This is a genomic window from Alkalihalobacterium sp. TH-98 (genome assembly GCF_057473385.1).
The window spans coordinates 1-23,697 of the sequence record NZ_JBYCKM010000031.1 but is presented as its reverse complement, the minus strand read 5'-3'; the positions used below and the strand labels follow the sequence as shown (position 1 = coordinate 23,697).

24 protein-coding genes are annotated in these 23,697 nt (G+C 37.5%); 17 read left to right on the top strand and 7 right to left on the bottom strand.

Translation table 11 applies throughout. The features are described 5' to 3' along the window. The first annotated feature begins 455 nt into the window (after nucleotides 1–455). Complete coding sequence (locus AC2VNP_RS11815; protein ID WP_486917518.1) at nucleotides 456–1,010, top strand: RNA polymerase sigma factor; 555 nt, start codon at nucleotides 456–458, stop codon at nucleotides 1,008–1,010. Next, nucleotides 1,007–2,428 (top strand): hypothetical protein, encoded by a 1,422-nt coding sequence (locus tag AC2VNP_RS11810; protein WP_486917517.1) that lies wholly within the window; start codon nucleotides 1,007–1,009, stop codon nucleotides 2,426–2,428. Before AC2VNP_RS11815 ends, AC2VNP_RS11810 begins: the two co-directional genes overlap by 4 nt. Before the next feature lie 123 nt (nucleotides 2,429–2,551). Here AC2VNP_RS11810 and AC2VNP_RS11805 read toward each other — a convergent pair whose 3' ends face one another. Continuing rightward, nucleotides 2,552–3,007, bottom strand: a complete 456-nt coding sequence (locus AC2VNP_RS11805; RefSeq protein ID WP_486917516.1) for a hypothetical protein — start codon at nucleotides 3,005–3,007, stop codon at nucleotides 2,552–2,554. Between the two features lie 313 nt (nucleotides 3,008–3,320). Between AC2VNP_RS11805 and AC2VNP_RS11800 the strand changes: the two genes are divergently transcribed. The 4 genes from AC2VNP_RS11800 to AC2VNP_RS11785 all read left to right on the top strand — a co-directional run bounded on the left by AC2VNP_RS11800 (nucleotide 3,321) and on the right by AC2VNP_RS11785 (nucleotide 6,567). Next, nucleotides 3,321–4,619, top strand: coding sequence for a chloride channel protein (locus AC2VNP_RS11800; protein WP_486917515.1), 1,299 nt, complete (start codon nucleotides 3,321–3,323; stop codon nucleotides 4,617–4,619). 312 nt (nucleotides 4,620–4,931) lie between these two features. Beyond that, nucleotides 4,932–5,486, top strand: coding sequence for a GNAT family N-acetyltransferase (locus tag AC2VNP_RS11795; RefSeq protein WP_486917520.1), 555 nt, complete (start codon nucleotides 4,932–4,934; stop codon nucleotides 5,484–5,486). Between the two features lie 98 nt (nucleotides 5,487–5,584). Beyond that, a complete protein-coding gene (locus AC2VNP_RS11790; RefSeq protein ID WP_486917514.1) occupies nucleotides 5,585–6,205 on the top strand; it encodes an NUDIX hydrolase in 621 nt (206 codons plus the stop codon). Between the two features lie 74 nt (nucleotides 6,206–6,279). After that, nucleotides 6,280–6,567 (top strand): TIGR04104 family putative zinc finger protein, encoded by a 288-nt coding sequence (locus AC2VNP_RS11785; RefSeq protein ID WP_486917513.1) that lies wholly within the window; start codon nucleotides 6,280–6,282, stop codon nucleotides 6,565–6,567. Between the two features lie 85 nt (nucleotides 6,568–6,652). Here AC2VNP_RS11785 and AC2VNP_RS11780 read toward each other — a convergent pair whose 3' ends face one another. After that, nucleotides 6,653–7,306 carry a hypothetical protein gene (locus AC2VNP_RS11780; protein WP_486917512.1) on the bottom strand — a complete coding sequence of 218 codons (654 nt, stop codon included), beginning with the start codon at nucleotides 7,304–7,306 and terminating at the stop codon, nucleotides 6,653–6,655. After that, the gene (locus tag AC2VNP_RS11775) at nucleotides 7,299–8,126 is read right to left on the bottom strand and encodes an ABC transporter ATP-binding protein (protein WP_486917511.1); all 828 of its coding nucleotides are present in this window, start codon (nucleotides 8,124–8,126) and stop codon (nucleotides 7,299–7,301) included. Before AC2VNP_RS11775 ends, AC2VNP_RS11780 begins: the two co-directional genes overlap by 8 nt. 227 nt (nucleotides 8,127–8,353) lie before the next feature. Here AC2VNP_RS11775 and AC2VNP_RS11770 point away from each other — a divergent pair, with 227 nt between their 5' ends. The 4 genes from AC2VNP_RS11770 (at nucleotide 8,354) to AC2VNP_RS11755 (ending at nucleotide 13,326) form a co-directional block, all read left to right on the top strand. Further along, nucleotides 8,354–9,361 carry an ABC transporter substrate-binding protein gene (locus AC2VNP_RS11770; protein ID WP_486917510.1) on the top strand — a complete coding sequence of 336 codons (1,008 nt, stop codon included), beginning with the start codon at nucleotides 8,354–8,356 and terminating at the stop codon, nucleotides 9,359–9,361. Next, nucleotides 9,361–11,322 (top strand): iron ABC transporter permease, encoded by a 1,962-nt coding sequence (locus AC2VNP_RS11765; protein WP_486917509.1) that lies wholly within the window; start codon nucleotides 9,361–9,363, stop codon nucleotides 11,320–11,322. The genes AC2VNP_RS11770 and AC2VNP_RS11765 overlap by 1 nt, the downstream gene beginning before the upstream one ends. 192 nt (nucleotides 11,323–11,514) lie before the next feature. Then, a complete protein-coding gene (locus AC2VNP_RS11760; protein ID WP_486917508.1) occupies nucleotides 11,515–12,111 on the top strand; it encodes an MSMEG_1061 family FMN-dependent PPOX-type flavoprotein in 597 nt (198 codons plus the stop codon). A gap of 285 nt (nucleotides 12,112–12,396) precedes the next feature. After that, nucleotides 12,397–13,326: a bile acid:sodium symporter family protein gene (locus AC2VNP_RS11755; protein ID WP_486917507.1), complete on the top strand. Its 930-nt coding sequence runs from the start codon at nucleotides 12,397–12,399 to the stop codon at nucleotides 13,324–13,326. A gap of 164 nt (nucleotides 13,327–13,490) precedes the next feature. Here the strand turns inward: AC2VNP_RS11755 and AC2VNP_RS11750 are convergent, their stop codons facing one another. Further along, nucleotides 13,491–14,150: a YpjP family protein gene (locus AC2VNP_RS11750; protein WP_486917506.1), complete on the bottom strand. Its 660-nt coding sequence runs from the start codon at nucleotides 14,148–14,150 to the stop codon at nucleotides 13,491–13,493. Nucleotides 14,151–14,419: 269 nt separating this feature from the next. Here AC2VNP_RS11750 and AC2VNP_RS11745 point away from each other — a divergent pair, with 269 nt between their 5' ends. From AC2VNP_RS11745 to AC2VNP_RS11730, 4 genes are all read left to right on the top strand, one after another. Next, nucleotides 14,420–15,274 carry a hypothetical protein gene (locus tag AC2VNP_RS11745; RefSeq protein ID WP_486917505.1) on the top strand — a complete coding sequence of 285 codons (855 nt, stop codon included), beginning with the start codon at nucleotides 14,420–14,422 and terminating at the stop codon, nucleotides 15,272–15,274. 254 nt (nucleotides 15,275–15,528) lie between these two features. Further along, on the top strand, nucleotides 15,529–15,951 hold the full coding sequence (fosM, locus tag AC2VNP_RS11740) for a FosM family fosfomycin resistance protein (RefSeq protein WP_486917504.1): 423 nt from the start codon (nucleotides 15,529–15,531) through the stop codon (nucleotides 15,949–15,951). Between the two features lie 129 nt (nucleotides 15,952–16,080). Next, nucleotides 16,081–16,269 carry a DUF4083 family protein gene (locus AC2VNP_RS11735; protein ID WP_486917503.1) on the top strand — a complete coding sequence of 63 codons (189 nt, stop codon included), beginning with the start codon at nucleotides 16,081–16,083 and terminating at the stop codon, nucleotides 16,267–16,269. 394 nt (nucleotides 16,270–16,663) lie between these two features. Further along, nucleotides 16,664–18,250 (top strand): M3 family metallopeptidase, encoded by a 1,587-nt coding sequence (locus AC2VNP_RS11730; RefSeq protein ID WP_486917502.1) that lies wholly within the window; start codon nucleotides 16,664–16,666, stop codon nucleotides 18,248–18,250. A 268-nt stretch (nucleotides 18,251–18,518) separates the two neighbouring features. On the opposite strand, the gene AC2VNP_RS11725 is transcribed toward AC2VNP_RS11730, so the two are convergent. Next, nucleotides 18,519–18,872, bottom strand: a complete 354-nt coding sequence (locus AC2VNP_RS11725; RefSeq protein ID WP_486917501.1) for a DnaJ family domain-containing protein — start codon at nucleotides 18,870–18,872, stop codon at nucleotides 18,519–18,521. A gap of 164 nt (nucleotides 18,873–19,036) precedes the next feature. Here AC2VNP_RS11725 and AC2VNP_RS11720 point away from each other — a divergent pair, with 164 nt between their 5' ends. Beyond that, nucleotides 19,037–19,513, top strand: coding sequence for a hypothetical protein (locus AC2VNP_RS11720; RefSeq protein ID WP_486917500.1), 477 nt, complete (start codon nucleotides 19,037–19,039; stop codon nucleotides 19,511–19,513). A 232-nt stretch (nucleotides 19,514–19,745) separates the two neighbouring features. Here AC2VNP_RS11720 and AC2VNP_RS11715 read toward each other — a convergent pair whose 3' ends face one another. Both AC2VNP_RS11715 and AC2VNP_RS11710 read right to left on the bottom strand, forming a co-directional pair. Beyond that, nucleotides 19,746–19,820 (bottom strand): YjcZ family sporulation protein, encoded by a 75-nt coding sequence (locus tag AC2VNP_RS11715; protein ID WP_486917519.1) that lies wholly within the window; start codon nucleotides 19,818–19,820, stop codon nucleotides 19,746–19,748. Between the two features lie 301 nt (nucleotides 19,821–20,121). Beyond that, nucleotides 20,122–20,970 carry a protein-glutamine gamma-glutamyltransferase gene (locus AC2VNP_RS11710; RefSeq protein ID WP_486917499.1) on the bottom strand — a complete coding sequence of 283 codons (849 nt, stop codon included), beginning with the start codon at nucleotides 20,968–20,970 and terminating at the stop codon, nucleotides 20,122–20,124. Between the two features lie 399 nt (nucleotides 20,971–21,369). On the opposite strand from AC2VNP_RS11710, the gene AC2VNP_RS11705 reads away from it, so the two are divergent. Next, entirely contained in the window at nucleotides 21,370–21,780 is a 411-nt protein-coding gene (locus tag AC2VNP_RS11705; protein WP_486917498.1) for a hypothetical protein, read from the top strand. A 34-nt stretch (nucleotides 21,781–21,814) separates the two neighbouring features. Further along, nucleotides 21,815–23,410: a serine hydrolase domain-containing protein gene (locus AC2VNP_RS11700; protein WP_486917497.1), complete on the top strand. Its 1,596-nt coding sequence runs from the start codon at nucleotides 21,815–21,817 to the stop codon at nucleotides 23,408–23,410. Nucleotides 23,411–23,697: the final 287 nt, after the last annotated feature.

Below are 23,697 nucleotides of genomic sequence, written 5' to 3'. Positions count from 1 at the left end.
GGATTCTCCTAGATTTTACCTTGAGTGCACACCAAAACGGCAGATTGGTTAGCGGATTCTCCTAGATTTTACCTTAAGCGCACACCAAAGAGGAAGAATGGTTAGCGAATTCTCCTAGATTTTACCTTAAGCGCGCACCAAAATGGTAGAGTGGTTAGCCGATTCTCCTAGATTTTCCCTCAAGCGCGCACCAAAATGGCAGATTGGTTAGCGGATTCTCCTAGATTTTACCTCAAGCGCACACCAAAATGGCAGATTGGTTAATGGATTCTCCTAAATTATTCCTGAAGCACACATCAAAGTGGTAGATTGCTTAACAGATTCACCTAATAACCGACTATTATCTATCATCACTATTCAAAATAGATAAGATTTTTATAAAATAATGGAAATTAAGCATCCATTCTTTAAACTATTCGTCTATAATTACGACAGATGAATAGGGGGATGAAGAAATGAATGATCACGAACTCATACGTGAGATTCTTGCAGGTGATCAACTGGCTATTCAGGAACTGCACGACCGATATGTCGATCGTATTTTCCATTATATTTACATACAGACGGATAGCTATCACGATACAGAAGAGCTGTTGCAGGATGTTTTCTTTAAAGCTGCGAGGCAACTCGAACGATTTGAAGGAAAATCCTCATTTAAAACATGGATTTTCAAAATTGCTCGAAATGTCGTGATTGATTATTACCGTAAGAAAAATAAAGAGCGTCAGTCCGTTGTTATGGATCATGAAAAAATGGAAGATTTCGGGGGGAAGGATGACTCTGCAGAAGATATCTATCTGCGGAATTTACATATGAATGAAGTTCTTGAAACCATTGATCAGTTGCCGAGTCAATATCAAACGGTTCTGCACTTAAGATTTATCGAGGACTTTTCTATAAAAGAGACCGCTGAAATTATGGGGAAATCTACGCTTGCTGTAAAGTCGATGCAACACCGCGCAAGAAAGGCACTTTTTGAACAAATTAATTTGGGGGTGAGCAGCAGATGAATGAGCGTAAACAGAGGGACGAAGAGCTTTCGTATATTATGAAACACAAGGAGAGAGTGAAAGCACCTAAAGCCGCACGCGAAAAAAGCCTTCATGCCTTTCAAGCCGGGCTAAAAGAAGCCGGTGACTTACAAAAAATAGAGCAAAAGCGTCAAAATCTTTACCAACTTGTTATAGGAAGTACTGCTACTGTTGTTGCCGCCGGGATTGCCGGACTTTTAATATTCAATACTACATTTCTACAAGATGGGAAACCACTAGATGAAAGGGATATAATCATTGGGGGCGGTGAAAGTCGGGAAATCGAGCCTGAAGAACATTTTGAAGAACAGAAGCCGGCCATTGAAAGTGATTTTTCAATAGAAACGGTTCTAGATCGCCCGTCCTATGATCATGATGATTTAAATAGAATGGGAGATTACCCTGTCTTTAATAATACATTTACAGCTAAGCTTCCTAGCAGCTGGACAGTGACTGAAAAACGGGAAAATGGTGTGCATTCGGTCAATATGACTGGACAAAATTCCGAAAGTATGAAGCTTTTGCTTTTTAATAACACAATCAGTAACAACGAATTTAGGGATGAAATTCGGAAAGTGACTTCTCAGTTTGAACCATTGGATGAAATTGCACTTTCGCCGGAAAGAGTGATCGAGGAGTTGAGATATAATAATCGGATAGGATTTCCTCATAAAGAAGTGTTTCCTTTTGATATAAAAAACGCTCAGATTTCTGTTTACATCGATGAGGAAGCTGGACGTTTTATCGAGCTGTATGCGTCTGAATTATTTGGTTATCCGTTTATATATATTGCTGAACTCCCATTAGACAATCAGGAAAGTTGGTATTTACCATGGATCTTTTTTACTTATTTAATGGTCGATACCCCCTATACAATTCCAGGTACAGTAGGGATGTCTGACTTTGAATACGGACGTCCATTGGAAAAAAGTGTCGTGCTGATGGTAGGTGCTATGGGTTATGAGCAGGTGGATATGAAACTGTTTGAAATTGAGGAACTCAAACTGACAGGCTATCTGCCGGTTAATACGGAAGTAAGAAGAATTGAACATGAACATTTTACCGAATGGCGGTTTACGGAGCCTGGTGTTTCGAAAAATAGCTTTTATTCGTTTGGTAAACTGAAAGAAAGCTTCCCGATTGACCAAGGAAAAGAAATAATGTTTGATGCGTTTAATATTGATGTTGCTTATGAAGAAGATTTAGGTGGTGGTACGTCTGGACACTACGCTTATGTAAGTCACATGGATGAAGAATTTATGGATGGCCATTTTCATCTGTTTGAACAATCAGGTCATTGGTATTACAAACATAAACACGCAGACCGAGAAGATTATAATGGTGGAGTCTATTTTCAGAGGTTAGATTACTTTATCAACTCACTGGAGTGGCATTAAGATTGTCGTCGTATTAGTAGGGCTAGGTAGTTAATTTAAAATTGGTTTTTTAGACAGGCGCTCAGATTTGAACTGAGCGCTTTTGCATGTTTTTATATAAAACTGATTATCACCAATTCCTAACTACGAATATTCATCAAATGGATAACTATCAAATTTCTCATATGGATAATAGCTAGAAGTTCCCGTGAAAGGGTAGGCTGGTATTTCTTTGCGTGCTTTTTCTAGTTTTGCTCTAAAGTCATCTAGTTGGTGGTGTAATAGGTTAATCTTTTGTTTTTTCTGCACCCACTTTTTTCTATAGTGTCGAGTAATGAAGTGAAGAATGATTAATGGTGTTCCAAAAAATAGAAATAGCCGAAACCCTTCTTTTGGTGCAATCCAAATAAAAAATAAAAAAATAAAGGCCATCATCAACCAAAGCACCATAAAGCAACACATCAGCAACGGACTTTCTAAGTAACGTTCAATCTTTTGTTTTTCATTAAATTCGTGTCGTGATTGGTTAATCATGGCATAATACTTACTTTTGATTTCTTGGTCTGACATTTCTCGGACTTCTTTTAAAGAAAACCACATGGTAATCTCCCCTCCTAATCTATCCAAAATTGTTTATAAGCAATGTTATATAAGATGCAATCCCTATTTAAGAATAATGTATGGATAACGGAAGATAAAGACCTTCTTTGTTATATGTAAATAATGGAAACCCCAGGGTTTAAATGTGTTCATCGTAACTTGAAAAAACGATTGTAAATAAAATACATGATTGGTGTTAGTTTGTAAAAAATATACAGTAGTAAAGAGTACCGTCATTTTTTGTACTTGTTTACTTCAATCAATCTAGAAAACTAAATTGATATGCACATCTTTTGAAAAGAGGCCGATGACATTGAATGCTAAATATAAGTATAAAACATTGTTTACGACACTTTTTAAATGGATCTTTTGGGGTGGGGTTGTTGGTGTTGTTATTGGAACGACAACTGCTTTACTTTTAACAACAAATGAATTTCTAGGAGATACACGTAAGGACAATGCTTGGCTCATTTATTTTTTACCCATAGGGGGCATAGTCATTGGCTATATGTATATGCATTTTGGGAAGAATTCTGGAAATGATGCTGCGAAAGGAAATAATCTTGTCATTGAAGGAGTACACGGCATCGCTAGAGTTTTACGGCGAATGGGACCGATCGTTTATTTAGGAACGTTTATTACGGTTATTTTTGGTGGGTCTACTGGAAGAGAAGGTGCAGCGATCCAAATGGGAGGAAGTGTGGCAGAAGCCGTCAATCAGTTTTTTAAAATTAATTTACTCGATACAAAAATCATTCTGATGAGTGGAATTAGTGCAGGATTTGGAGCAGCCTTTGGAACACCGATTACGGGTGCTGTATTCGGTATGGAAATGGTCGCATTAGGGAAGCTGAAGTATGAAGCCTTTGTTCCATGTCTGACGGCTAGTTTTGTCGGGCATTACATTACGGAATATGCTTGGGATGTCAAACATGAAACATTTGTGGTTCAAAATATTCCTGAATTATCACTTATGACGTTTGGAAAGGTCATTTTTCTTGCAATTCTTTTTAGCCTCCTCAGTGTGCTATATTGTCAATTACGTCATGGACTTCAACGTATATCTGAGAACTATTTTAATAAAAATCATATGAAAAGGGCTTTTGTTGGTGGAATTATTATTGTCGTTTTAACTTTAATCCTTGGCACACAAGAATACAATGGGCGTAGCTTAGACATGTTAGAACAATCCTTTACAGAAGAAGTTCCGCCGTATGCATTTATCGCAAAGCTGGTGCTTACCGCGGTCACGATGGGGATGGGCTTTGTTGGTGGAGAAGCAATCCCGCTGTTTTTCATGGGGGCAACGCTAGGCAATGCCTTATATCATTTTATGGATTTACCGTTGTCTTTCCTGGCCGCATTAGGAATGATCGCAACGTTTTGTGCGGGAGCGAATGTGCCGATTGCTGCCTTTCTTCTCAGTCTTGAGATGTTTGGGGATAAAGGTATCGAATACTTTTTTGTAGCCTGTCTCACTAGTTACATCGTTTCAGGACATCACGGGCTATGGCCGTCGCAATCGATCCATGAACCGAAAAGCCGATTGTTTACCATTCCTGAAGGTGAAACGATTGAGAGTGTTGAGAAAAGGGGAAAGGGATCATCTTAAAATAATGAATTACATATTGAAAAACGGGAGTCATCCAAGATAATGAAACCTGTTTTATTTGGAAAATCGGTCGTCAATAAGCTCATGACGGCCGATTTTTTGTTTTTTTCTAATCTAGAGATTATTTCTTTCTATTCAACGATAAGATAGGACTCCTATAGAAGACCAAACAGAAGATGTTTAAGAATTTACTGAAGATGGATAGGAAAGCAGTCCCAATCATTGGAAGCTGTGATAAAATGGAATTATAAAATTTTACCAGATAGTGATCGTTACAAAGAATATAATAGTTGTTATAAAAAGAGGGATGTTATGCTTCCATTATTGGAGACCAAGAGGCTGGTTTTACGTGAGATTACAAAAGAGGACGCAGCGGCTATTTATGCAAATTTCTCTAACCCTAAAGTAACCCAATATTATGGACAGGAAACGCTGATGCAAATGGAGCAGGCAGAACAGTTGGTTGATTTTTTTACAACTATTTTCATGGAGAAAAGAGGGATACGCTGGGGAATCGAAAGAAAGGAAACAAAAGGTTTAATAGGAACAATTGGATTTAATTTCTGGGTACCCAAACATAAGAGAGCAGAAATTGGTTATGAACTTTCTGAAGCACAATGGAGAAACGGGTATACTTCAGAGGCTCTCCGTTCCGTTCTTTCGTATGGTTTTAATGAACTGAACTTAACACGGATTGGTGCAGTTGTTTTTAAAGGTAATGAAGCATCTAATCAATTATTGACGAAATTTGGTTTTGAAAAAGAGGGAATTTTAAGGGACTATATGTTTCAAAATGGTGTACCGAATGACACCTTCGTATACTCACTACTGAAAAGAGATCGAGAGACCCGGATTATAAAGAAGTAGGATGGAAGTTAACTAACTCTACAAAATTACGATAGAAAAAATGCGCTGAATCATTATTTGAGAAGAAAAGGATATTAAAGAGTATGATGGAGGAAACCATGGATAGCGAACAACTAAAGATCTTTAATGAAGATCGTGTGGTAATTGGTGAAGCCAGCCGGGAAGAGGTTCATAAAAAAGGCTACTGGCATGAAGTATTTCACTGTTGGCTGGTCAGCAAAGAGGAAGCTGGAACTTATGTTTATTTGCAACTTCGTAGTAAGGATAAAAAGGACTACCCGAACCTTTTAGATATTACAGCCGCAGGACATTTGTTAGCGAATGAAACGGTGGTTGATGGAGTGAGAGAGGTCCAAGAAGAATTAGGGATTGATGTAACGATAGACGACTTAATTTCCTTAGGTGTTATTGATTATTGTGTAACGAAAGATCATTTTATTGATAAGGAATTAGCCAATGTGTTTCTACATCTTAGTAACAAGAGCTTCGATGAATTTACGCTTCAAGCGGAAGAAGTTGCCGGGATGTTTAAAGCGGATTTTAACGATTTTTGTAATCTGTGGCATGGTGAGGTGGAAACCCTAATGGTAAGCGGTTTTGAAGTTAATGACGATCGAAGTGAGATCCTAGTTAAACGACAAGTAGGAAAAGATCATTTTGTTCCACATCCAGCGGAGTTTTATCAAACAGTGATTTATAGAATAAAAGAAAAGATATAGTTTTGTACTACGATTTATTTCGTATATATAGTAACAGACTAGGCGAGGGATAGACCAACTGAGAGGTGTTGTAAATGCCAAAGTGTAAAAATTGTTACACTCGATTGAAGTGGAGTCAAATCTTAAAGGCGAATATGTCTTATAGTATGACAGCGTGTGAGCACTGTGGCGCTAATCATCAAATCACATGGTTCTCAAGGTTTTTAGTCACTCTTTTGACGACTGTTCCACTTATTATTTTTATATTTACTTTAACTCCTTTTACGAATGTCTTTCTAACTCTGATTTCAGGTTTAGCCATTGCATGTGTAGGGTTCTTGCTGACACCTTTTGTTGTGGATTATGAGGAGAAGCATCAGTAGTTTAATTGTTTAAAAGCAAGCTGGATATATAAATAAAAATGAGTCCGACTTCTATTAATGATGAAGTCGAACATCTATGCTAGTTTTAATGGTGAAGTGGACAATACGGACATGCGTCCATAGTTTGCAATTCTTTATATAAGCAACACGTCACTCGTTTAAATTCAATTTGAGCTTCCTGAACCGTACGGCCTCTTAGAAATGGAGCGAACATGGACTTACGCATTTCCGGTTGCCATGCACGATCTTCAAGTAATTCGTCGAGATCTAAGGTCGCTTGCTTTGTATTGGTTTGACTGTACATCCAAAGTACATATCCCCAGATATTTTCCCATAAGGTCACTTTAGAGATTTTACCTTTCGCTGACATCGTGTCTACTACTACTTGACCATATTTTTTTATAATTAAAGCGACATCACCTTCTTGAGCTTCCCTAATGTAGTGAGCTTCAATTTGAAAAGAAAGAGAATCGTCAATTGGATAGAGAAAGATTTTATCCAGAGGCCCATCCCACATTTTGTTATGCGCTTTTAGGTAAAAAAGTGCTGCAATAAAAAAGCCATATCGACGAAAGAAAATTGATGTCGCTACAGCCTCATTTGGAGTTTCGTTTTTTTGCATTATTGTTTGTATTAAAATATTGTGTCTTTCAGTCAAACTGTCTTTTATGGTCATCATCTCATTAGCTTGATCAACAACATGTACTTGATAATGTTTGAGTTTCTCAAGATTACACACTTTTTGCTGCTCCATTATTGTTTGGCAGCACGCACCGACCGCGACCAAACGGAATGCAATGGGGGGTACCGAAGATTGGGTCTGTTGCAACTTGGCACTCCATTCCAAAAACAGCACGAACTAATTCACAGGTAATAATGCGCTCAGGGGTTCCTTGATCATGTACAGTCCCGTCTTTAATCGCAATAATATTGTGCGCATAACGGGAAGCTAAATTAATATCATGCAACACCATAACAATGGTCCGGTTGTGTTTCTCATTAAGTTCAAAAAGGAGATCCAATATATCAATTTGATGAGTCATATCAAGATAAGTCGTCGGTTCATCTAATAAAATGACTTCTGTATCTTGCGCAAGCGTCATCGCAATCCAAGCCCGCTGTCTTTGTCCCCCTGAAAGCTCATCTACTGGCCGATCTCGAAGGTCAGCAACACCAGTTGCCGTCATTGCTTCTTCTACTTTCAATGCATCTTCGTCTGACCATCGATTTAACCATGATTGGTGAGGGTAACGTCCTTGTTTTACTAAGTCATGAACGGTTAATCCTTCTGGTGAAATGGGTGACTGCGGTAAAATCCCCATCTTTTTAGCTACTTGACGAGAAGACATGCGATGGACGTCTTTTCCATCTAGTAAAACAGAACCATTTGTCGGTTTTAATAAGCGTGCAATTGAACGAAGGAGTGTTGATTTACCACAACCGTTACTTCCAACAAATACAGAAATTTGCCCATGTGGTATCGTCAAGTTTAAGTTTTCAAAAAGTGTTCGATCGTGATAGCCAATCGATAACTTATTTGTCTGAATGGATGCCTTCATTCAATATTCCTCCAACTATTAGACTTTTGATCTAAGCGATTTTGTATATTAAGTATAGTAACACAAAACACCTCTAAATGAGAATGATTTTTATTATTAAAAACTTTAAATGCCCCTTTACAATTAAATACTTCAGATATATACTAATTTTTGTTGATATTGATAATGATTATCATGATCAATATAGGACTACTAGAATGAATACATAATAATTGGAGGTTAAGAAAATGAAACAAAAACTAATGATTGTACTAACACTTGTGGCATTATTACTAGGGTTAGCTGCTTGTTCTTCTAACAACGAAGAAGCTTCTATACCGGTGGAAGAAAGTAATGAAGCAGCCGAAACGACAGAAAATACTGAAGTTACAATAGAGGGTGTAAATGGGGAAGTCACTTTAAATGCTCCTGCAAAAAAAGTAGTAGCACTTGAATGGACATATGCTGAAAACTTATTGGCTGTTGGGATTCAACCAGCAGGTGTAGCAGATATCGATATGTACGGAGATTATGTAAACATTGAACCAAAGTTTGATGATACCGTTGTTGATGTTGGCGGTCGTCAAGAACCAAACTTAGAAGTACTAGCTTCAATTGAGCCTGATTTAATTATTGGAGTCAGCTTCCGACATGACAGTATGTTAGCTGAACTAGAAGCGATTGCACCGACTGTAATTTTTAACCCATATCCTGAGGATGAAAGTATAGATCTGTATGAGGAAATGGAAGTGACATTTAAAGAAATTGCAAAAGCCGTAGGTAAAGAAGCTGAAGCAGACCAAGTATTAGCTGAGCTTGATCAAAAATACGAGGAAGCTAAAGCAATAATTGACTCTGCTAATCTAGCAACAAAAGATGTAATTCTAACACTTGCTTATTCAGGAGCTCAAGCACCAGAGATTCGTGTGTTTACTCCAAATTCAATGGCATCGATCATTATTGAAAAAATGGGATTAAATAACGTTCACGTACCAGACCAACATGAAATCTTTGGATCAAGTACATTTAACGTTGAAGGTTTAGTGAAGTACGAAGATGCAAACTATTTATTTACTGTACCTGATACTGATAATATTTATGAAAATCAATTAAAAGGAAATAAAGTGTGGGAAAACTTAACGTTTGTAAAAGAAAAACGCCTGTATGACTTAGGAGAAGATACATGGTTATACGGTGGTCCGTTATCAGCAGGTACATTACTTGATCAAATTACGAATACATTGGTGAATAAGTAATGTTCGGGCAATCTATGAAGAAGTCCTTTGTCTTGCTGACAGGGGGCTTCTTCTTGCTCATTGGTTTATCGCTCATTCATTTAACGCAAGGGCAAGCTGACTATTCAGTATCAGAACTTTTGGACCAAGTTTGGGTGGAAGGTCGAGTCCAAGATATAGTATTATCTCTTCGTTTACCTAGATTAGTAATTGGTATTTTAGCAGGTGGGGCACTTGCTGTATCAGGTGCTGCCTTACAAACACTTACGAGAAACCCACTTGCTGCACCAGGAACATTAGGAATAAATGCAGGAGCATTTTTCTTTGTTGTAGCATCTGCCATATTCTTTCCTAGTTTCTTAGGGAATTTTCCATTTGTAACAGCACTACTAGGAGCGATATTATCTTCAATTCTAGTCGTTTTACTTGCTGGCCGACAGATGGAGCCCGTTCGTGTAGCTTTAACAGGGATGATTATTTCATTACTTTTTGCTTCCATTACTGGAGCCATGCAATTACTATTTGAAAACAAGACAAATGGTCTTTTCTTATGGGGGTCAGGAACGCTTGTGCAGTTGAACTGGGATGGTGTTTCATTTGCAGCTCCAGCGATTGTGCTAGCTTTTGTCGGTGCATTACTTTTAGCTAAGCCCCTAGATACATTATCTCTAGGAGAAGATGTTGCAACTTCCCTCGGACAAAATGTGTTATTGATCAAACTTATCACTTGGGCTGTTGCGATTGTCTTAGCTGCAGTAACAGTGAGTGTAGTTGGACCGATTGGTTTTATTGGATTGATGGCCCCGCATATTGTACGAATGCTAGGTGTCAAAGGACATATTATGATTTTCGTTCACTCTTTTTTATGGGGTGCCATTATAATGATTGGTGCTGATGTATTAGGACGGCTCATTCAACCTGGACAGGAAGTTCCTGTTGGGGCAATGACAGCTTTAATTGGTGGACCTTGGTTACTTTATTTAGCTTGGCGAACCGCACGTTCCATGAAGCGTGGTGATCGTCCGATGGGCGGAACATCTACGCCAACTCGCTTGACTGTTGTCGTACCCATCATTGTTGGTTTGATCGCCATTAGTATAGTTGTAGCCTTTTCCTTCAATGGACAAGCTTGGACGCTTGAGTGGACAAATACAGCTGTATGGAATTTTAGGATCCCTCGTGTGATAACTGCGTTTATTGTCGGGATGATGCTTGCAGTTACTGGAGTATTATTACAAGGTGTGCTTCGAAATCCTTTAGCAGATGCTAGTGTTATTGGTGTGACTTCAATGGGGGGCGCTGGAGCGATGTTGTTACTCGTCATGTTTCCAGCCATCCCTCCTTCATATATGCCGTTAGGGACAATTGCGGGGTCGGTCGTTGCTCTACTAATTATTTTAATTTCAGGATGGAAGAATAATTTTTCTCCTATGCTTATTGCCTTAATGGGTGTGGCCATAGCAGCCTTTGGTTCTGCAGCTACTCAAGTGTTTGTAGTAAAGGCAAAGCTGGCAGTTGCTGGTGCACTCGTTTGGCTTTCTGGAAGTACGTATGGGAAAAGTTGGGATGATGTCTATATGGCGCTTTTGTTGTTCGGAGTTTTTATTGGTCCCGCCATATATATGACAAGAAATCTAGACACTTTAACATTTGGTGATGATGTTGCTTCTGGACTTGGGTTATCGGTTAGGTCGACACGTGTATGGGCGTTATTAATTGGCGTTGCACTAAGTACAGCAGCTGTTTCTCTTGTTGGTGTTATCGGATTTATCGGGTTAGTTGCACCTCATATTGCAAGGAGAATAGTAGGTTTTCGCCATTATCCTCTTATGATTGTGTCAGGATTACTAGGTGGACTACTATTAGTTGTAGCTGACTTTATAGGTCGGATTGTTATTGCACCGAAAGATATTCCAAGCGGACTTATCGTCGCTTTAGTAGGTACACCGTATTTACTATATTTGCTAAGAAAAATGAAGTAATCAATTATAAGAATGAAACTGTTCGTTTGAGTCTTACACTTTCCGTGGAGGCAGTTTCTTTTAATTGAAATTCGTAACGATTATGTTGGAAAGTTTTCCACAAAGATTAGATATAGTATAGTAGATATGGAATGAATATAGTTTAAGAGTCTTATCAAAATAGGTTGACTAGTCAGGAAGTGGGGTTATTAAATGGAGAAAATAAATTTTAAAGATGATGCAGTTACTTCGGAAAAAGAGCTTAGAGAATTGGTCGGGTCTCCTCATCAGTTTGTAAAAAACAAGATCGTTTCCGTCATTGATGATCAGTGTAAGAAGTTTATTTCGATGTCACCATTGTTGTTTCTGGCTACTGCAGATGCAGATGGAAAATGTGATGTTTCACCAAGAGGAGATAAACCAGGAGCGGTGTACGTAATAAATGAAAGTCAATTGGTCATTCCTGATCGACCAGGTAATAGAAGGGTAGATTCCATCTTAAATATCTTATCAAACCCACATGTTGGATTACTATTTGTCGTTCCAGGAATGGATGAAGTTTTACGCATCAATGGAAGGGCGACGATTATAAAAAATAGAGAAATTCTTAGTCACATGATTTTGAATGAGAAGCCCCCCGTACTTGGAATTGGCGTAGATGTGGAAGAATGCTTCATTCACTGTACGAGAGCATTGCAGAAGTCAAAAATTTGGGATGAAAAATCGCGACCTAATACAGACGATGTGCCTTCTATGATGGATATTTATCGTGCACATTTAAAAGTGAATGGATTTGAGTTAAAAGAATAAAAGTTTAAATATATTGCCTGTGATAAAGTGGATAGTAAGGTTCGTTAATAACTAATAAACCAGCTTTTTTATTATCGAAACCTAAAGGAAACCATAACTATGTTGAGTGTTACTTTTAGGTTTTAGATATCTCTGAAGATTATAAATTTAATAATCTAAATATTTGGTGTATGCTTATGGAAAGCCTTGTTGGATTACATACGATTTTTGTAAAGGAATTTTTTGACCGATAAAAAGGTAGGTGAGGGGAAAATCAAACACATCCATTCGTTTATATCTGGGAATTTGCCCTTACTAATTATTTTTGTTGCCTTTTTTACATATTTTTTCCCGTATCATTTACAAGTACCGAACTGGGTGCCAAGTATGTTACTTGGTTTCGTCATTTTCTTTACCGGTCTTTCGATGAATGTGGAAGCAATAAAGAAGATGCGGTCGAAGTACGGTGTGTTAGGATTAGCTACCTTCCTAAAATGGACAATTACCGTAATGATTTCTATTGCTTTAGCCCACTTATTTTTTGCAACACGCCCGGAAGTAGCTGCCGGCGTTATTTTGTCAGGTACGGTTCCTAACGCGACAGCGGCAACGCTTTACACATTTATTGCAGGAGGGAATACTTCCTTAGTCATTGCGGCTTCTTTTTTAGATATAATCATAAGTCCGATTGTAACTCCTTTGGCTTTACTCGGTATTGAAGGGGAAAGTGTCACCATCTCCTTTTTTAATTTACTTCAATCGTTTATACTGATCGTCATTTTACCGATCACAGCGGGGCTCTTCTTTCAACGAAAGCTTCCTCATATAGTGACCAGGTCAGTGAGTTATACAAAACTAAGTTCATCGATTACGCTGCTGCTCATCATTCATACGATTATTGGAAGTGCAAAAGGAGCGATCGCTTCAGAACTTATTATTATTCCAATCATTACGCTTGTTGCCTTTTTACAAGTGACCCTGCCAATGCTGATCGCTTATTTACTGTTGCAATTAAAATGGCTAAAAGTAGAAAATGAAGATGTGACGGCGATTGTTTTTCATGTTGGATTATGTAATACAGCCTTAGCTGCAATTCTAGCGATTGAATTTATTAGTGAAATAGCCGCTATCCCAGCCATTATTAATATGGTTATTAATCTGTCATTTGGATCATTTCTTGCTAATTACTTGTCCAAGAGAACACCTGAACCAGAGTTGATTAAACAAGCAAATTAATAGGAGACCGCTGTCTAGGAATACTATATTATTATTATGTAAACTAAAGATTTCGTATTTTATACTGAAACAATGTCCGGAATACGATTTTGCCATAATAAGAAAAGCCAGGCACTTCCATATATGTGAAAGTGCCTGGCTTTTCTTATGCTTCAATGCTTTTGTTAAGACATCCAATTTGGCGGGGTATTTTTATCCCAATAGATAGTACCAATTTCATGGTGGGTTTCAAAGTTATCATTGGCGGTATGGTAATGAAAATTAAACCAATACCCTTGTTGTGGCGGGTGATCTCGACGGACATGAAAACGATATAAATCTTCACCATTCCTCATATCATAGACATGGAATATTTTTTCACCTAGACCATCCGAAGGGTCATTCGTAATATATAAATTTCGAAGCAGTTCCTCATCAGCTTGCTGGCTAATGTCAGCAAGCGTTTCTTCTAACTTAGGCAGAATAAGCTCACGGTATTCATCTTCTATTTTAGATTTAATTCTTGTTCCAAATTTATTGATCGTTTGTGAGTCTGCATGGTAAACCGTGTAGTCTATCCATCTTTCAACGAGTTGCTCACTATCTGTTCCTGCGGCAACTTCATGCCATGGGAGCGTCATTATGTCTGTGTCAGAGGTTGTATTATCTTCAAGAGTAGTTAGTATATGTACTTCGTCTGAAGTTTTTTCCTTTTGACTAACTTCAGCATCTGATGGTGATTTTGCTTCAGATTCATTCGAATACAGGTAGGGAGGTGGAGTAATGGTTCCTAATGTTAAGACCGTAATAGCAACAAATAGTGACTTCCGTAACCAGTGTGGCATCTCATTTCCTCCAGTTAATCATTTTACTAGTTTCTATATCTTCTAAGTCATGTAACTCTATTTCAAGTAACTCTATTTTCTCACGATTTATTATAGATTACTAGGAATACATACGATTTTTAATCAAATTGTAATGAATGAGATTTCACCCGTGTAATGATAGTGTCCTTAATAGGGAATTTACAGAAAATTTTTCCAATCATATCCTTTCTCGTGTTACTATTAAAATCAATGGGCAATTATATCTAATAAATAACGGGGGAGAGGCAATGAAAAAACCATTAAAGGTAATTCTAGCAGTGGTTATTGCAAGTCTACTATTCAATTTATATAGTATTGTTAAAATGAACCAATTCGGGAAAGAGTTAGAGTATCTGAGAGAAAGTTATTCGAGAACCGAGTGGCAAATGATGAACGAAGTCTCTAGCATTCAACAGCAATTATATGAATGGAGAGAAAGTGAAAAGTGGATTGCAGATATTCATTTCTTACCAGATGTTGAAACATCTAGTCTAGGTAATATACATCTCGATGTTCAATGGACTTTTAAAGAATTAGAAAGTGATGCTGATGTTGTTTTTTCCTATAAAAAAGACGAAGAGGTCGAGTGGCGTGAAATCGTAGCAAGTCTGATGTCAGGTACAACCTATGAGGCAGCTATTCAAATTGATCCTGAATTCAGTTACGTATATAAGATAGATTCCGTTGGTTCTTTAAACAGAGGAACCGGCACCGAATATCTCCCAGTGGATCTTTTTCAGTCCCGGGGATTAACGATCAGTTATTCCACTTTAACGAATGGAAAAAACACTCATTTTGAAGCGATTATTGAACAGCGGGATGTATGGTTTGATTTTTATAAAGTCGAAAAAGCAAAAGCTTACGTACACCTAAATGATGGGTCGCAAAAAGTAGTTGATTTTACTTATGGTATTTATGATGACGGAATTTATGATGATGAAATGCAGCATGAACTTGACGGTGAAGAAGTATGGGCAGTTCAGGTTGAGATGGAGAATATGGTTTTTATTGAAGTAGAAGTCACTTATGCTGACGGAAGTACAGAAAAAGATACATTCCATTTACATGAAGAGGTTGTTGAAGAAATACGGGAACTCATGTAGTTACGATAATGGCAAAGTCGATGTGGGAGATTGTTAGAATGGTTAGGTTATCATAATATTCCTTATGGATAAGTGAGAATTCAGGTACGATCATGAATACGACTAATACACATACGATTTATTCACTTACAAAGGCAGGAGCGCAAGAAGTGTTTCAGTTGATCGATCGAACGGTTCAGTAGGGTTTGATGGGTGATTATCTAGGCTCAGTAAGAGCACAAACATGTGAAGCATAAAAGAGTTGAGGTGAGAGTGTGTCTATTAAGGGGCTGAATCATTTTTTATTTTCGGTTTCTGATTTAGAGCAATCCATTCGTTTTTATCGAGACGTTTTTGGTGCCAGATTGCTAGTAAAAGGGAGAACGACGGCGTATTTTGACTTCAATGGGATGTGGCTAGCCTTGAATGAAGAACAGGATATTCCGCGTCAGGAAATCAAGCAATCTTACACGCATATTGCGTTTTCAATAGAAGAAACCGACTTCCAGCCAATGTACGAGAAGCTAGAAAAGCTAGGTGTAAATATCCTTTCGGGACGACCAAGAGATGAAAGAGATCGAAAATCAATCTATTTTACAGATCCTGATGGTCACAAATTCGAATTCCATACGGGTACGCTGCAAGACCGAATCAATTACTATAAACAAGATAAAGAGCATATGGAGTTTTATGATTAGCACGGTTCTCAGTAATTGTAAGTGAGGAACTAGAAGAATACAGGATTCATAGTTAGAGGCTTGAAGAAAAAGCAGGAAGAGTATCTTCCAACATATGCAAATAAACAAAAAGACACGAGGTGATACGAGATGTTTGGTGAAATTGGATTTAATGTATTTGATGCCATTTTCCAATTACTTAGTTTAGCAGTATTAATAGGTTTTATTATGCTGATTGTGTTTTTCATAAGGACTACCATCGAGAACAAAAAGCGCATGAAACGTATTGAGGAAAAAACGGATGATATTTTACAAAAGCTGGAGAAGAAGCAAAGCTAACTATAAACTTTCTATTATATAATCCAAAAAAATTTTGTAATAGGATATAGCAATTTTCTGAATAAAAGAGAATACGATAGAAGGGAGGCATGCGCATGGTGTTTACGGCTAAAACATCAAAGTTGCCAATTCTCTAACTTCTGTTGATAACTCTTATTCAAGTGAGAAACAATTTAAATGTAAGGATTATCAATTTCCGCCCCGACGAAGTCTATGAGGAACTTAACCGATTTGCCATACAACACGACATACCGGTAACCAAAACAAAAGATTATCAAATTTTAGAAAAATAAAGAGAAAATGATTAGCGTTCAAGTGGTTTTTTAGTATAGTATTATATTAAAAGCAATTTTCAAACTGCTAATTATATCATTTTTAAATTGGAGGAAGACGAATGACCGTACAACAATTTTTAAAAGATCAAAATTTGATGGTTGAAAAACTATATCGTAATATTACAAATACTAGTTGGATGGCACAAACAACGGGTGAAAAAGAGTGGGCGGATAAAGTAGGCGAAGCGCAAACTGAGTTTCGTACCTATTTTTCAAACAGTGAATTGTTTAACGCGGTTCAAAACTATTTAAGAGAATCGGAATTAACGGCGATCGAAACACGTCAACTAGAAGCACTGCAAAGTCAGTTTAAAGAAAATCAACTTCCTAAAGAAAGTTTACAAGAGCTGTCGCAACTTTCAGCTGAACTGAACCACATGTTTAATACATACGAACCAGAAGTTAATGGGAAGAAGTTATCAGCCAATGACGTACGTAATATTTTGTTAAACAGTGAGGACTTGCAAGAACGTGAAGACGCATGGAAAGCATCCAAAGAAGTCGGTCAAGTCGTAGAGAAAAAGCTGTTAACACTAGTCAAAAAGCGCAACGAATCGGCCAAAGCGGTAGGATATAATAACTACCATGAAATGTCGTTTGAAAATCAGGAATTGGATCGAGATGAAATTTTTGCTATTTTCCAAAAGTTAGTTGACTTATCGAATGACACTTATCGTCAATTAAAGAGTGAATTGGATGAGCAATTAGCTGCTAAGTTCGGAATGGACGTTTCTGACCTTCGCCCGTGGCACTACGTAGATCCATTTTTCCAAGAAGCGCCTGCTTCAGACGAAACGAACTTAGATCCATATTTTAAAAATGAAGATCTTGAAAAATTAACGGCTGATACATTTGCAGCCATGAATATTCCGATTGAAGACTTATATGCGACAAGCGATCTAAACCCTCGTCCTGGTAAAAATCCAACGGCTTTTTGTATGGATATGGACAGAGAAGGCGACACGCGCGTTTTATGTAACAATCAACCGAATTCCTACTGGATGGGAACGATGTTACATGAATTTGGACATGCGGCATACTTCAAATACTTAGATACTAGATTACCGTACGTTTTAAGAGCACCGGCTCATACGTTAACAACAGAGGCGATTGCAATGTTATTTGGTAAAATGACAGAAAATCGTGAGTGGTTAGCGACTTTCTTAGAGCTAGATGATAAGCAACTCGACACACTGGCACCGGCTCTTGAAAAATACGAGCAACTAAAAATGTTAATTTCTGCTCGTTGGATTATTACGTTTGTCTTCTTTGAAAAAGAGTTATATGAAAATCCAGATCAAGACTTAAATGCACTTTGGTGGAAGTTAGTAAGTGACATTCAGTTAGTAAATGCACCCGAAGATCGAAACCTACCAGACTGGGCAGCGAAAATTCACTTTACGTTAGCCCCTGTTTACTATCAGAATTACTTATTAGGAGAATTGACTTCTGCTCAGCTTCATCAATATATTAAGACAGATTTGTCAGAGCAATTTTTCACACCAACTGTTGGGAATTTCCTAAGAGAAGAGTTTTTCAAACCAGGATCAAAATATCATTGGAACGAAAAAATTGAAAAAGTAACAGGTCAACCGCTTAACCCGCAATTTTTTGTGGATGCGTATTGCCAACTAAACGAAAATTAATAGAAAAAAATCCAGGGGCGAAGGCGATCACCCTGGATTTTTTATGTTGGTATAGAGTGGAGAAATAGTTATATATCATGCTTCTGTTGTTTTGGATAGAGCGGGAATTTTCACATTTTGGACAATAAAATAAGAAATCGGACAATAAATGAATGAAATTGGACAATAAAGTGAGAAATCGGATAATAAATCAGTCAAATCGGACAATAAACTATGAAATCGGACAATAAATCTATGAAACAACTATCTTTTCAAATAGATGGTGCTGCTATTCCCAGTGTTTCAGTTGAGTTTCAGCTAATTCCCGTGTGATTAGCATTTTTTGCATGGGTGCAGGGCATATTTTATTGTATTTCTTCACTAGAACGTTGATGGCGTCAATTTCTTGTTCGATCTCACCTTGTTTGTCGACGTTTTGCAAGTCAGGGATGAGCTTAATTAAGCAAGAACGAATTTCTTGTTGTAACGACACCCATTCTGGTAAATATCCTGCGTTTTTCACGGTACGATCAAGTACATTTCCTTCGAGTGTTTCTCTTGAAAGCGGTTTTCCCATGCCTTTTAATCGCTCACCGCTCTTTTCATTTTCTTTCAAAATATCTCCAAACCAATCTCGATTCATATTGAAGCCTCCTATCTTTTAGAAAAGTAAAAAAGTTCTCATATTGATATGGTATTATATAGAAACTGGTAAATCTAGTTAATTTAATAATCTAATAAAAATTAAAGTAGATAGAAAAAGGTTAAATAAAACAATGACTGAAAAATTGAAGGAGGAAAATCAAGATGAATTGGAGAAAAGCTGTAGCTGCTGTAGCTGGATGTCTCATGGTAGCTGGGGGCATAGCTACATTAATAAAAACGAACAAAAAGGAAATGTCTGCAGACGCTACATTACAATTTTTAGAAGTGAAGATGATGGTACAAAATTTTGATCCTCTTTTAATGGAGGAGTTAATTGCGACTTTTAATAAGCGAATAGATACATATGGTGAAAAATCGTTTACCAAGTGGTTGAGTAAGCTGCACTATTCTGTTCCAGAAGAATTTCAGGAAGAACAGGTTGCGATTACGACTTATGAAAAATACCAAACTTGGATCGATGAAGAAGTAGAAAAACTAGAAAACGAAACGAAATTACCATGGCAAACTCAAACAGAAGATCTCAAAATCTTTGATGAAAGAGCGAGAAAAGCCCAACTGGTTTTAAGGCATAGAATGACAGAATTGGGTTATGAATTGATTTCAATAAGTTTGCCTTAGTAGAGAATGGTGTTAAATGATTATGGCTTGGGAGAACAATCGGTTCAATTGTTGCTTTTTAATAATTGTAGATGGTATCGTTGCGGTTTCGAAAATAGGAGATCATATGAAAGGTGAATTGTTAAATTATGTGATGAACTACAGGGTACCATTATGAAAACAAGGACATATTCTATTAAAATATGTCCTTGTTTTTAGTAAGCAGTAGTATTTTACTGTAGTAGTTTATCGATTAGTATGCTGTGAAGCTAGCACCAACAATGATTAATAAGATAAACAACACAACAATTAATACAAAGTTATCGATTCCGCGTGCTGGAGTAGGGCAACCATAACCATAAGAAGGAGCCATATAAGGGTGGTGAGCCATAGGAGCAGTCATAGTAGGTGGTACATTATCCATCATCATAGGTGATACATTATCCATCATCATAGGTGATACGTTTGCGCCCATAAAAGGTGCTGCATTTACGTTTGCGTACATGTTTATACATCCTTTCGTGTTTGTGTATTTACACTACAGTATACTCACCTAATTGAAAGTGGAGCCCGTCTCCCTTAAAAATGGGTTAGTGTCTTGGGTGCCTTCTAAACTGAAATAGAGTTTTTTAGCTATGAAACTCTGTATTACAGTAATGTAAATGCTGTACTATTGAGATACGATTTTTGTTATGGTGAACTACCCTAGGTGTCGTTTTAGAAACCGTGTGCTCCCTTTGTAGATTTATAGAGAGGTTAGATAATCTGTTAAAGGAAGGTCTTGTAACTATACTTGCTAAGTAAGCGGGTTGAGTACTTCCTGGATTACGCTGTGTATTCAGGAAATCGATTATTTCTCGGCCACTCATAATTCCAAAACCGTGTCCAAAGTAATTACCATCTTCTAATACAACCGCATTTAATCCTCTAAACCAAGGTGTTTGGATATGAAAGTCCGGATTATTAAAATAAATCACATCACCGGGTAAAAAATGACTTCCTTGAAAGGTAGTTAGTCCAAGGTCCGGATCTGTATGCCAACTATATAGATAGAGATTTCGAAAAAAGTTATTAAAAGTAGTTCTCCCAATACTTCTTAAAATGGCATGATAATAAATAATTACGCAAGCTGTTGCACATTCGAAGGCATACAGTGAACTATTTCGATAAATGTCTAGAATGGCATCTGCTGGAAACACGTCAGGTCTAAGTAAAAAACCGCCTGCCCCCGTTAAATTCCAGTATGTAGGGTTACAACGCGCATACCTGAAAGTGGTAAACTCCATTTGGCTTTCGTTCATAGCCTTTGCACTTTCTATAATGTGTTTTCGAGCACTAAGTTCAAACTGTAGTTCACGAACGGAAGGATATGAATAGACAACTGGAGCGTTAATCATTTGCTGAATAATCACTCTTTCTATCGTTCCAAGGTGCAACAAGCCACTCGGTTGAAAAGGCATCCCTGCTACTTGTAACATTTACGTCGCCTCCTAAGCATTTTTTACATTGTTATTATCGTATTCGCGTTTGGGCATAAAGATGTTCTAATTGGAAAAAGAGTAACGGGACTAGAAGAAAGTCAACCAAAGTAGTGGTGCAGGATACAAGGAGTAATGAATAATCACAAGGAAAAATACAGACTGGCTTTACTATTAAAATATCGAACAACCTACTTTGATCAATTAAGAACAAAGTGGGTATTTTTTTGGAACTTTTTTGTCAATCAAACGTACTACATACTAAGAAATATATAAGGAAGATGGAAGACCATACAATGACACAATACATATATATTGCATCACCGATGAGATTAAAGACAGGTACTTTTGGGAGGTAACCTATTAATATTAATGGGACTAGCAGGAGGGGATAAATAAATGACAGACCTTATTACTGGTCGTGAAGACCTTGTTTTATTGATATATTGTTTTATTTTACTTTGGGTGAATGTTAGTTACTTGCGGGAACATAAAAAGATTAAAGAAAGTTTAGCAGAGATATCATCTGAGGAAGAGTTGGACATTAACCCACATAGTTTTTCCTTATTGTTGTTTGTGATGGCTTTTTCATTTTTGCGCAGCTGGTTGTTTTATATTTTGGCAATTTTAATTACAGGCAGCCTTTTTGTCATTATCCTATCTGCCGTTCTCTTTATTGCTAATGTGTATCAAATTTTATTCGAAACGAGCTTGGCAAACGTCAAAAAGTCTAAAATACGTTTCTACCATGTGATCGGTGATACGGTTTTTATCGCTGGTTTTGTCATCTATTATTTTGCACTAGTTTAATCCCTTATTACCAATTTTGGAAAGGAGTCAATTTATGAAGATGAAACAACTTTTATTTTCTATATTAATTGTCATTTGTTTGGCAGGGTGTACGATGTTAGATAATGAAGGAACTAACGATATCGAGGCTAATGCTGAAGTCCATCTTACGCAGGAGCCATATTTTCCTACGGATCAATGGCGGGTCTCAACACCAGAAGCACAGGGGATGGATTCTAGTCAATTGTTAACGATTTTCGAGGAATTAGATGAGAGACATCCAGGTATACATAGTGCACTCATTGTGAGGAACCATTATATTATCGCCGAAGCCTATTACGATGATTATACCCCCGAGATCAAACAGTGGATTTATTCTGCCACAAAAAGCTTCACCTCTGCACTAGTTGGAATTGCTATCGACCAAGGATATCTTCGCTTAGATGAGAAGGTGGTCGATATATTTGCAGATAGAGAGATACAAAATGTAGATGAAAATAAGCAAAATTTAACTGTAGAAGATTTAGTAACGATGCGTTCAGGTTTTGATGTGGACTATCGAATGGTTTATAGTCAAATGTTACAAGCAGAAGATCCAGTTCAATTTATGTTAGATTTGCCAATGAAAGAGGCACCGAATAGTTCTTATTTGTATAATAGCGGTAATTCACATCTATTATCAGCTATCATTCAAGAAAAAACGGGTATGAGTACGGTTGAGTTTGCAGAGACATATCTCTTTCAACCGCTTTCTATTACAAATACACAGTTCTCAGAGCTTCATGGTGTTGCGATGGGCGGCAATGGCTTAGCATTGACCCCGCGCGATATGGCTAAAATGGGTCTCTTGTACTTAAGTGAAGGTACATGGGACGGTGAACAAATCATCTCAAAGGAATGGATTGAGAGATCTACGACAACAGATATCCAAGACCCGTTTATAGGAGGCAGCCAGTACGGGTACAGTTGGTATATAGATGAAGTCGAAAGTCGTAAATTCTTTTATGCACAAGGAGCCTACGGTCAAGCCATTTATGTAATACCGGAAGAAGACCTTGTCGTCGTTTTCACGTCTGGACATGAAGCTCCTGAAATCAATCGGAGATTAACGCCATTAATAGGTCCGATCATTCAAGCCGTTGTGTCAGATGACGCTATTGAAGAAAATGAGGAGCCGTTTAATGACTTATCTGAATTGATTAATCGCAAAAATGAGGCAGGCGAAAACATGGAGCAGTCTCTCCCGGACACTGTAACTAAAATCGATCAACAAAAGTATACATTTGAAAAAAATCCATTTCATTGGAAGGAAATGTTTTTTACGTTCGAGGAAGATGCTGCTGCTCAAATGATGCTGAGTTATGAGGATGGGATTACGGATACATTTCATATTGGTTTGAACGGTGTCTCTCTCGTAAGTGATACAACAATGGGGGTTCATTCCGTCACAGGAGTTTGGGAAGATGAAAAGACCTTGGTATTAAACATAAAGCAATTAGAATATTTATATGAATCTACTTTGGTAATCCATTACACTGGTGAAAAACTAGAAACCATTCAAGTTAGACAAGTAAACAATATGCCTGTCCCTAGTTCGGACGATACAGGGGCGGCTTCTGAAGTAAGTTTTACTGGCACGAAACAAAACTAACTTTTACACTATGCATGCAATGATACCGTATAGGAAGAGTTCTTATTTAAGATAGATGTCTTTCATTTGTTGCGGTGAACTTGTCTTTATATAGGTAGCTATTAGGCGAACAATACGTCAGGTTCACCAGGACTGATATTAAAGAGGCTGGCTTAGATAGGTACATTTTATGTTTGGTCGAGCCAGTATTTTTTTGTTTATTGATGTGCGGTAGAGGGAGAAATTAGGAGAAAGCGTGAACGAAAAGAGCGTAAACGTGAGCGGTAGAGGAAGAAACTAGGAGAAAG

Coding starts and splice junctions, on each gene's coding strand:
- AC2VNP_RS11765 (WP_486917509.1), top strand. CDS start 9,361: ATGTTCGGGCAATCTATGAAGAAGTCCTTTGTCTTGCTGACAGGGGGC.
- AC2VNP_RS11750 (WP_486917506.1), bottom strand. CDS start 14,150: ATGCCACACTGGTTACGGAAGTCACTATTTGTTGCTATTACGGTCTTA.
- AC2VNP_RS11795 (WP_486917520.1), top strand. CDS start 4,932: ATGCTTCCATTATTGGAGACCAAGAGGCTGGTTTTACGTGAGATTACA.
- AC2VNP_RS11720 (WP_486917500.1), top strand. CDS start 19,037: ATGAATTGGAGAAAAGCTGTAGCTGCTGTAGCTGGATGTCTCATGGTA.
- AC2VNP_RS11790 (WP_486917514.1), top strand. CDS start 5,585: ATGGATAGCGAACAACTAAAGATCTTTAATGAAGATCGTGTGGTAATT.
- AC2VNP_RS11705 (WP_486917498.1), top strand. CDS start 21,370: ATGACAGACCTTATTACTGGTCGTGAAGACCTTGTTTTATTGATATAT.
- AC2VNP_RS11785 (WP_486917513.1), top strand. CDS start 6,280: ATGCCAAAGTGTAAAAATTGTTACACTCGATTGAAGTGGAGTCAAATC.
- AC2VNP_RS11725 (WP_486917501.1), bottom strand. CDS start 18,872: ATGAATCGAGATTGGTTTGGAGATATTTTGAAAGAAAATGAAAAGAGC.
- AC2VNP_RS11760 (WP_486917508.1), top strand. CDS start 11,515: ATGGAGAAAATAAATTTTAAAGATGATGCAGTTACTTCGGAAAAAGAG.
- AC2VNP_RS11730 (WP_486917502.1), top strand. CDS start 16,664: ATGACCGTACAACAATTTTTAAAAGATCAAAATTTGATGGTTGAAAAA.
- AC2VNP_RS11815 (WP_486917518.1), top strand. CDS start 456: ATGAATGATCACGAACTCATACGTGAGATTCTTGCAGGTGATCAACTG.
- AC2VNP_RS11805 (WP_486917516.1), bottom strand. CDS start 3,007: ATGTGGTTTTCTTTAAAAGAAGTCCGAGAAATGTCAGACCAAGAAATC.
- AC2VNP_RS11700 (WP_486917497.1), top strand. CDS start 21,815: ATGAAGATGAAACAACTTTTATTTTCTATATTAATTGTCATTTGTTTG.
- AC2VNP_RS11710 (WP_486917499.1), bottom strand. CDS start 20,970: ATGTTACAAGTAGCAGGGATGCCTTTTCAACCGAGTGGCTTGTTGCAC.
- AC2VNP_RS11775 (WP_486917511.1), bottom strand. CDS start 8,126: ATGAAGGCATCCATTCAGACAAATAAGTTATCGATTGGCTATCACGAT.
- AC2VNP_RS11745 (WP_486917505.1), top strand. CDS start 14,420: ATGAAAAAACCATTAAAGGTAATTCTAGCAGTGGTTATTGCAAGTCTA.
- AC2VNP_RS11735 (WP_486917503.1), top strand. CDS start 16,081: ATGTTTGGTGAAATTGGATTTAATGTATTTGATGCCATTTTCCAATTA.
- AC2VNP_RS11770 (WP_486917510.1), top strand. CDS start 8,354: ATGAAACAAAAACTAATGATTGTACTAACACTTGTGGCATTATTACTA.
- AC2VNP_RS11810 (WP_486917517.1), top strand. CDS start 1,007: ATGAATGAGCGTAAACAGAGGGACGAAGAGCTTTCGTATATTATGAAA.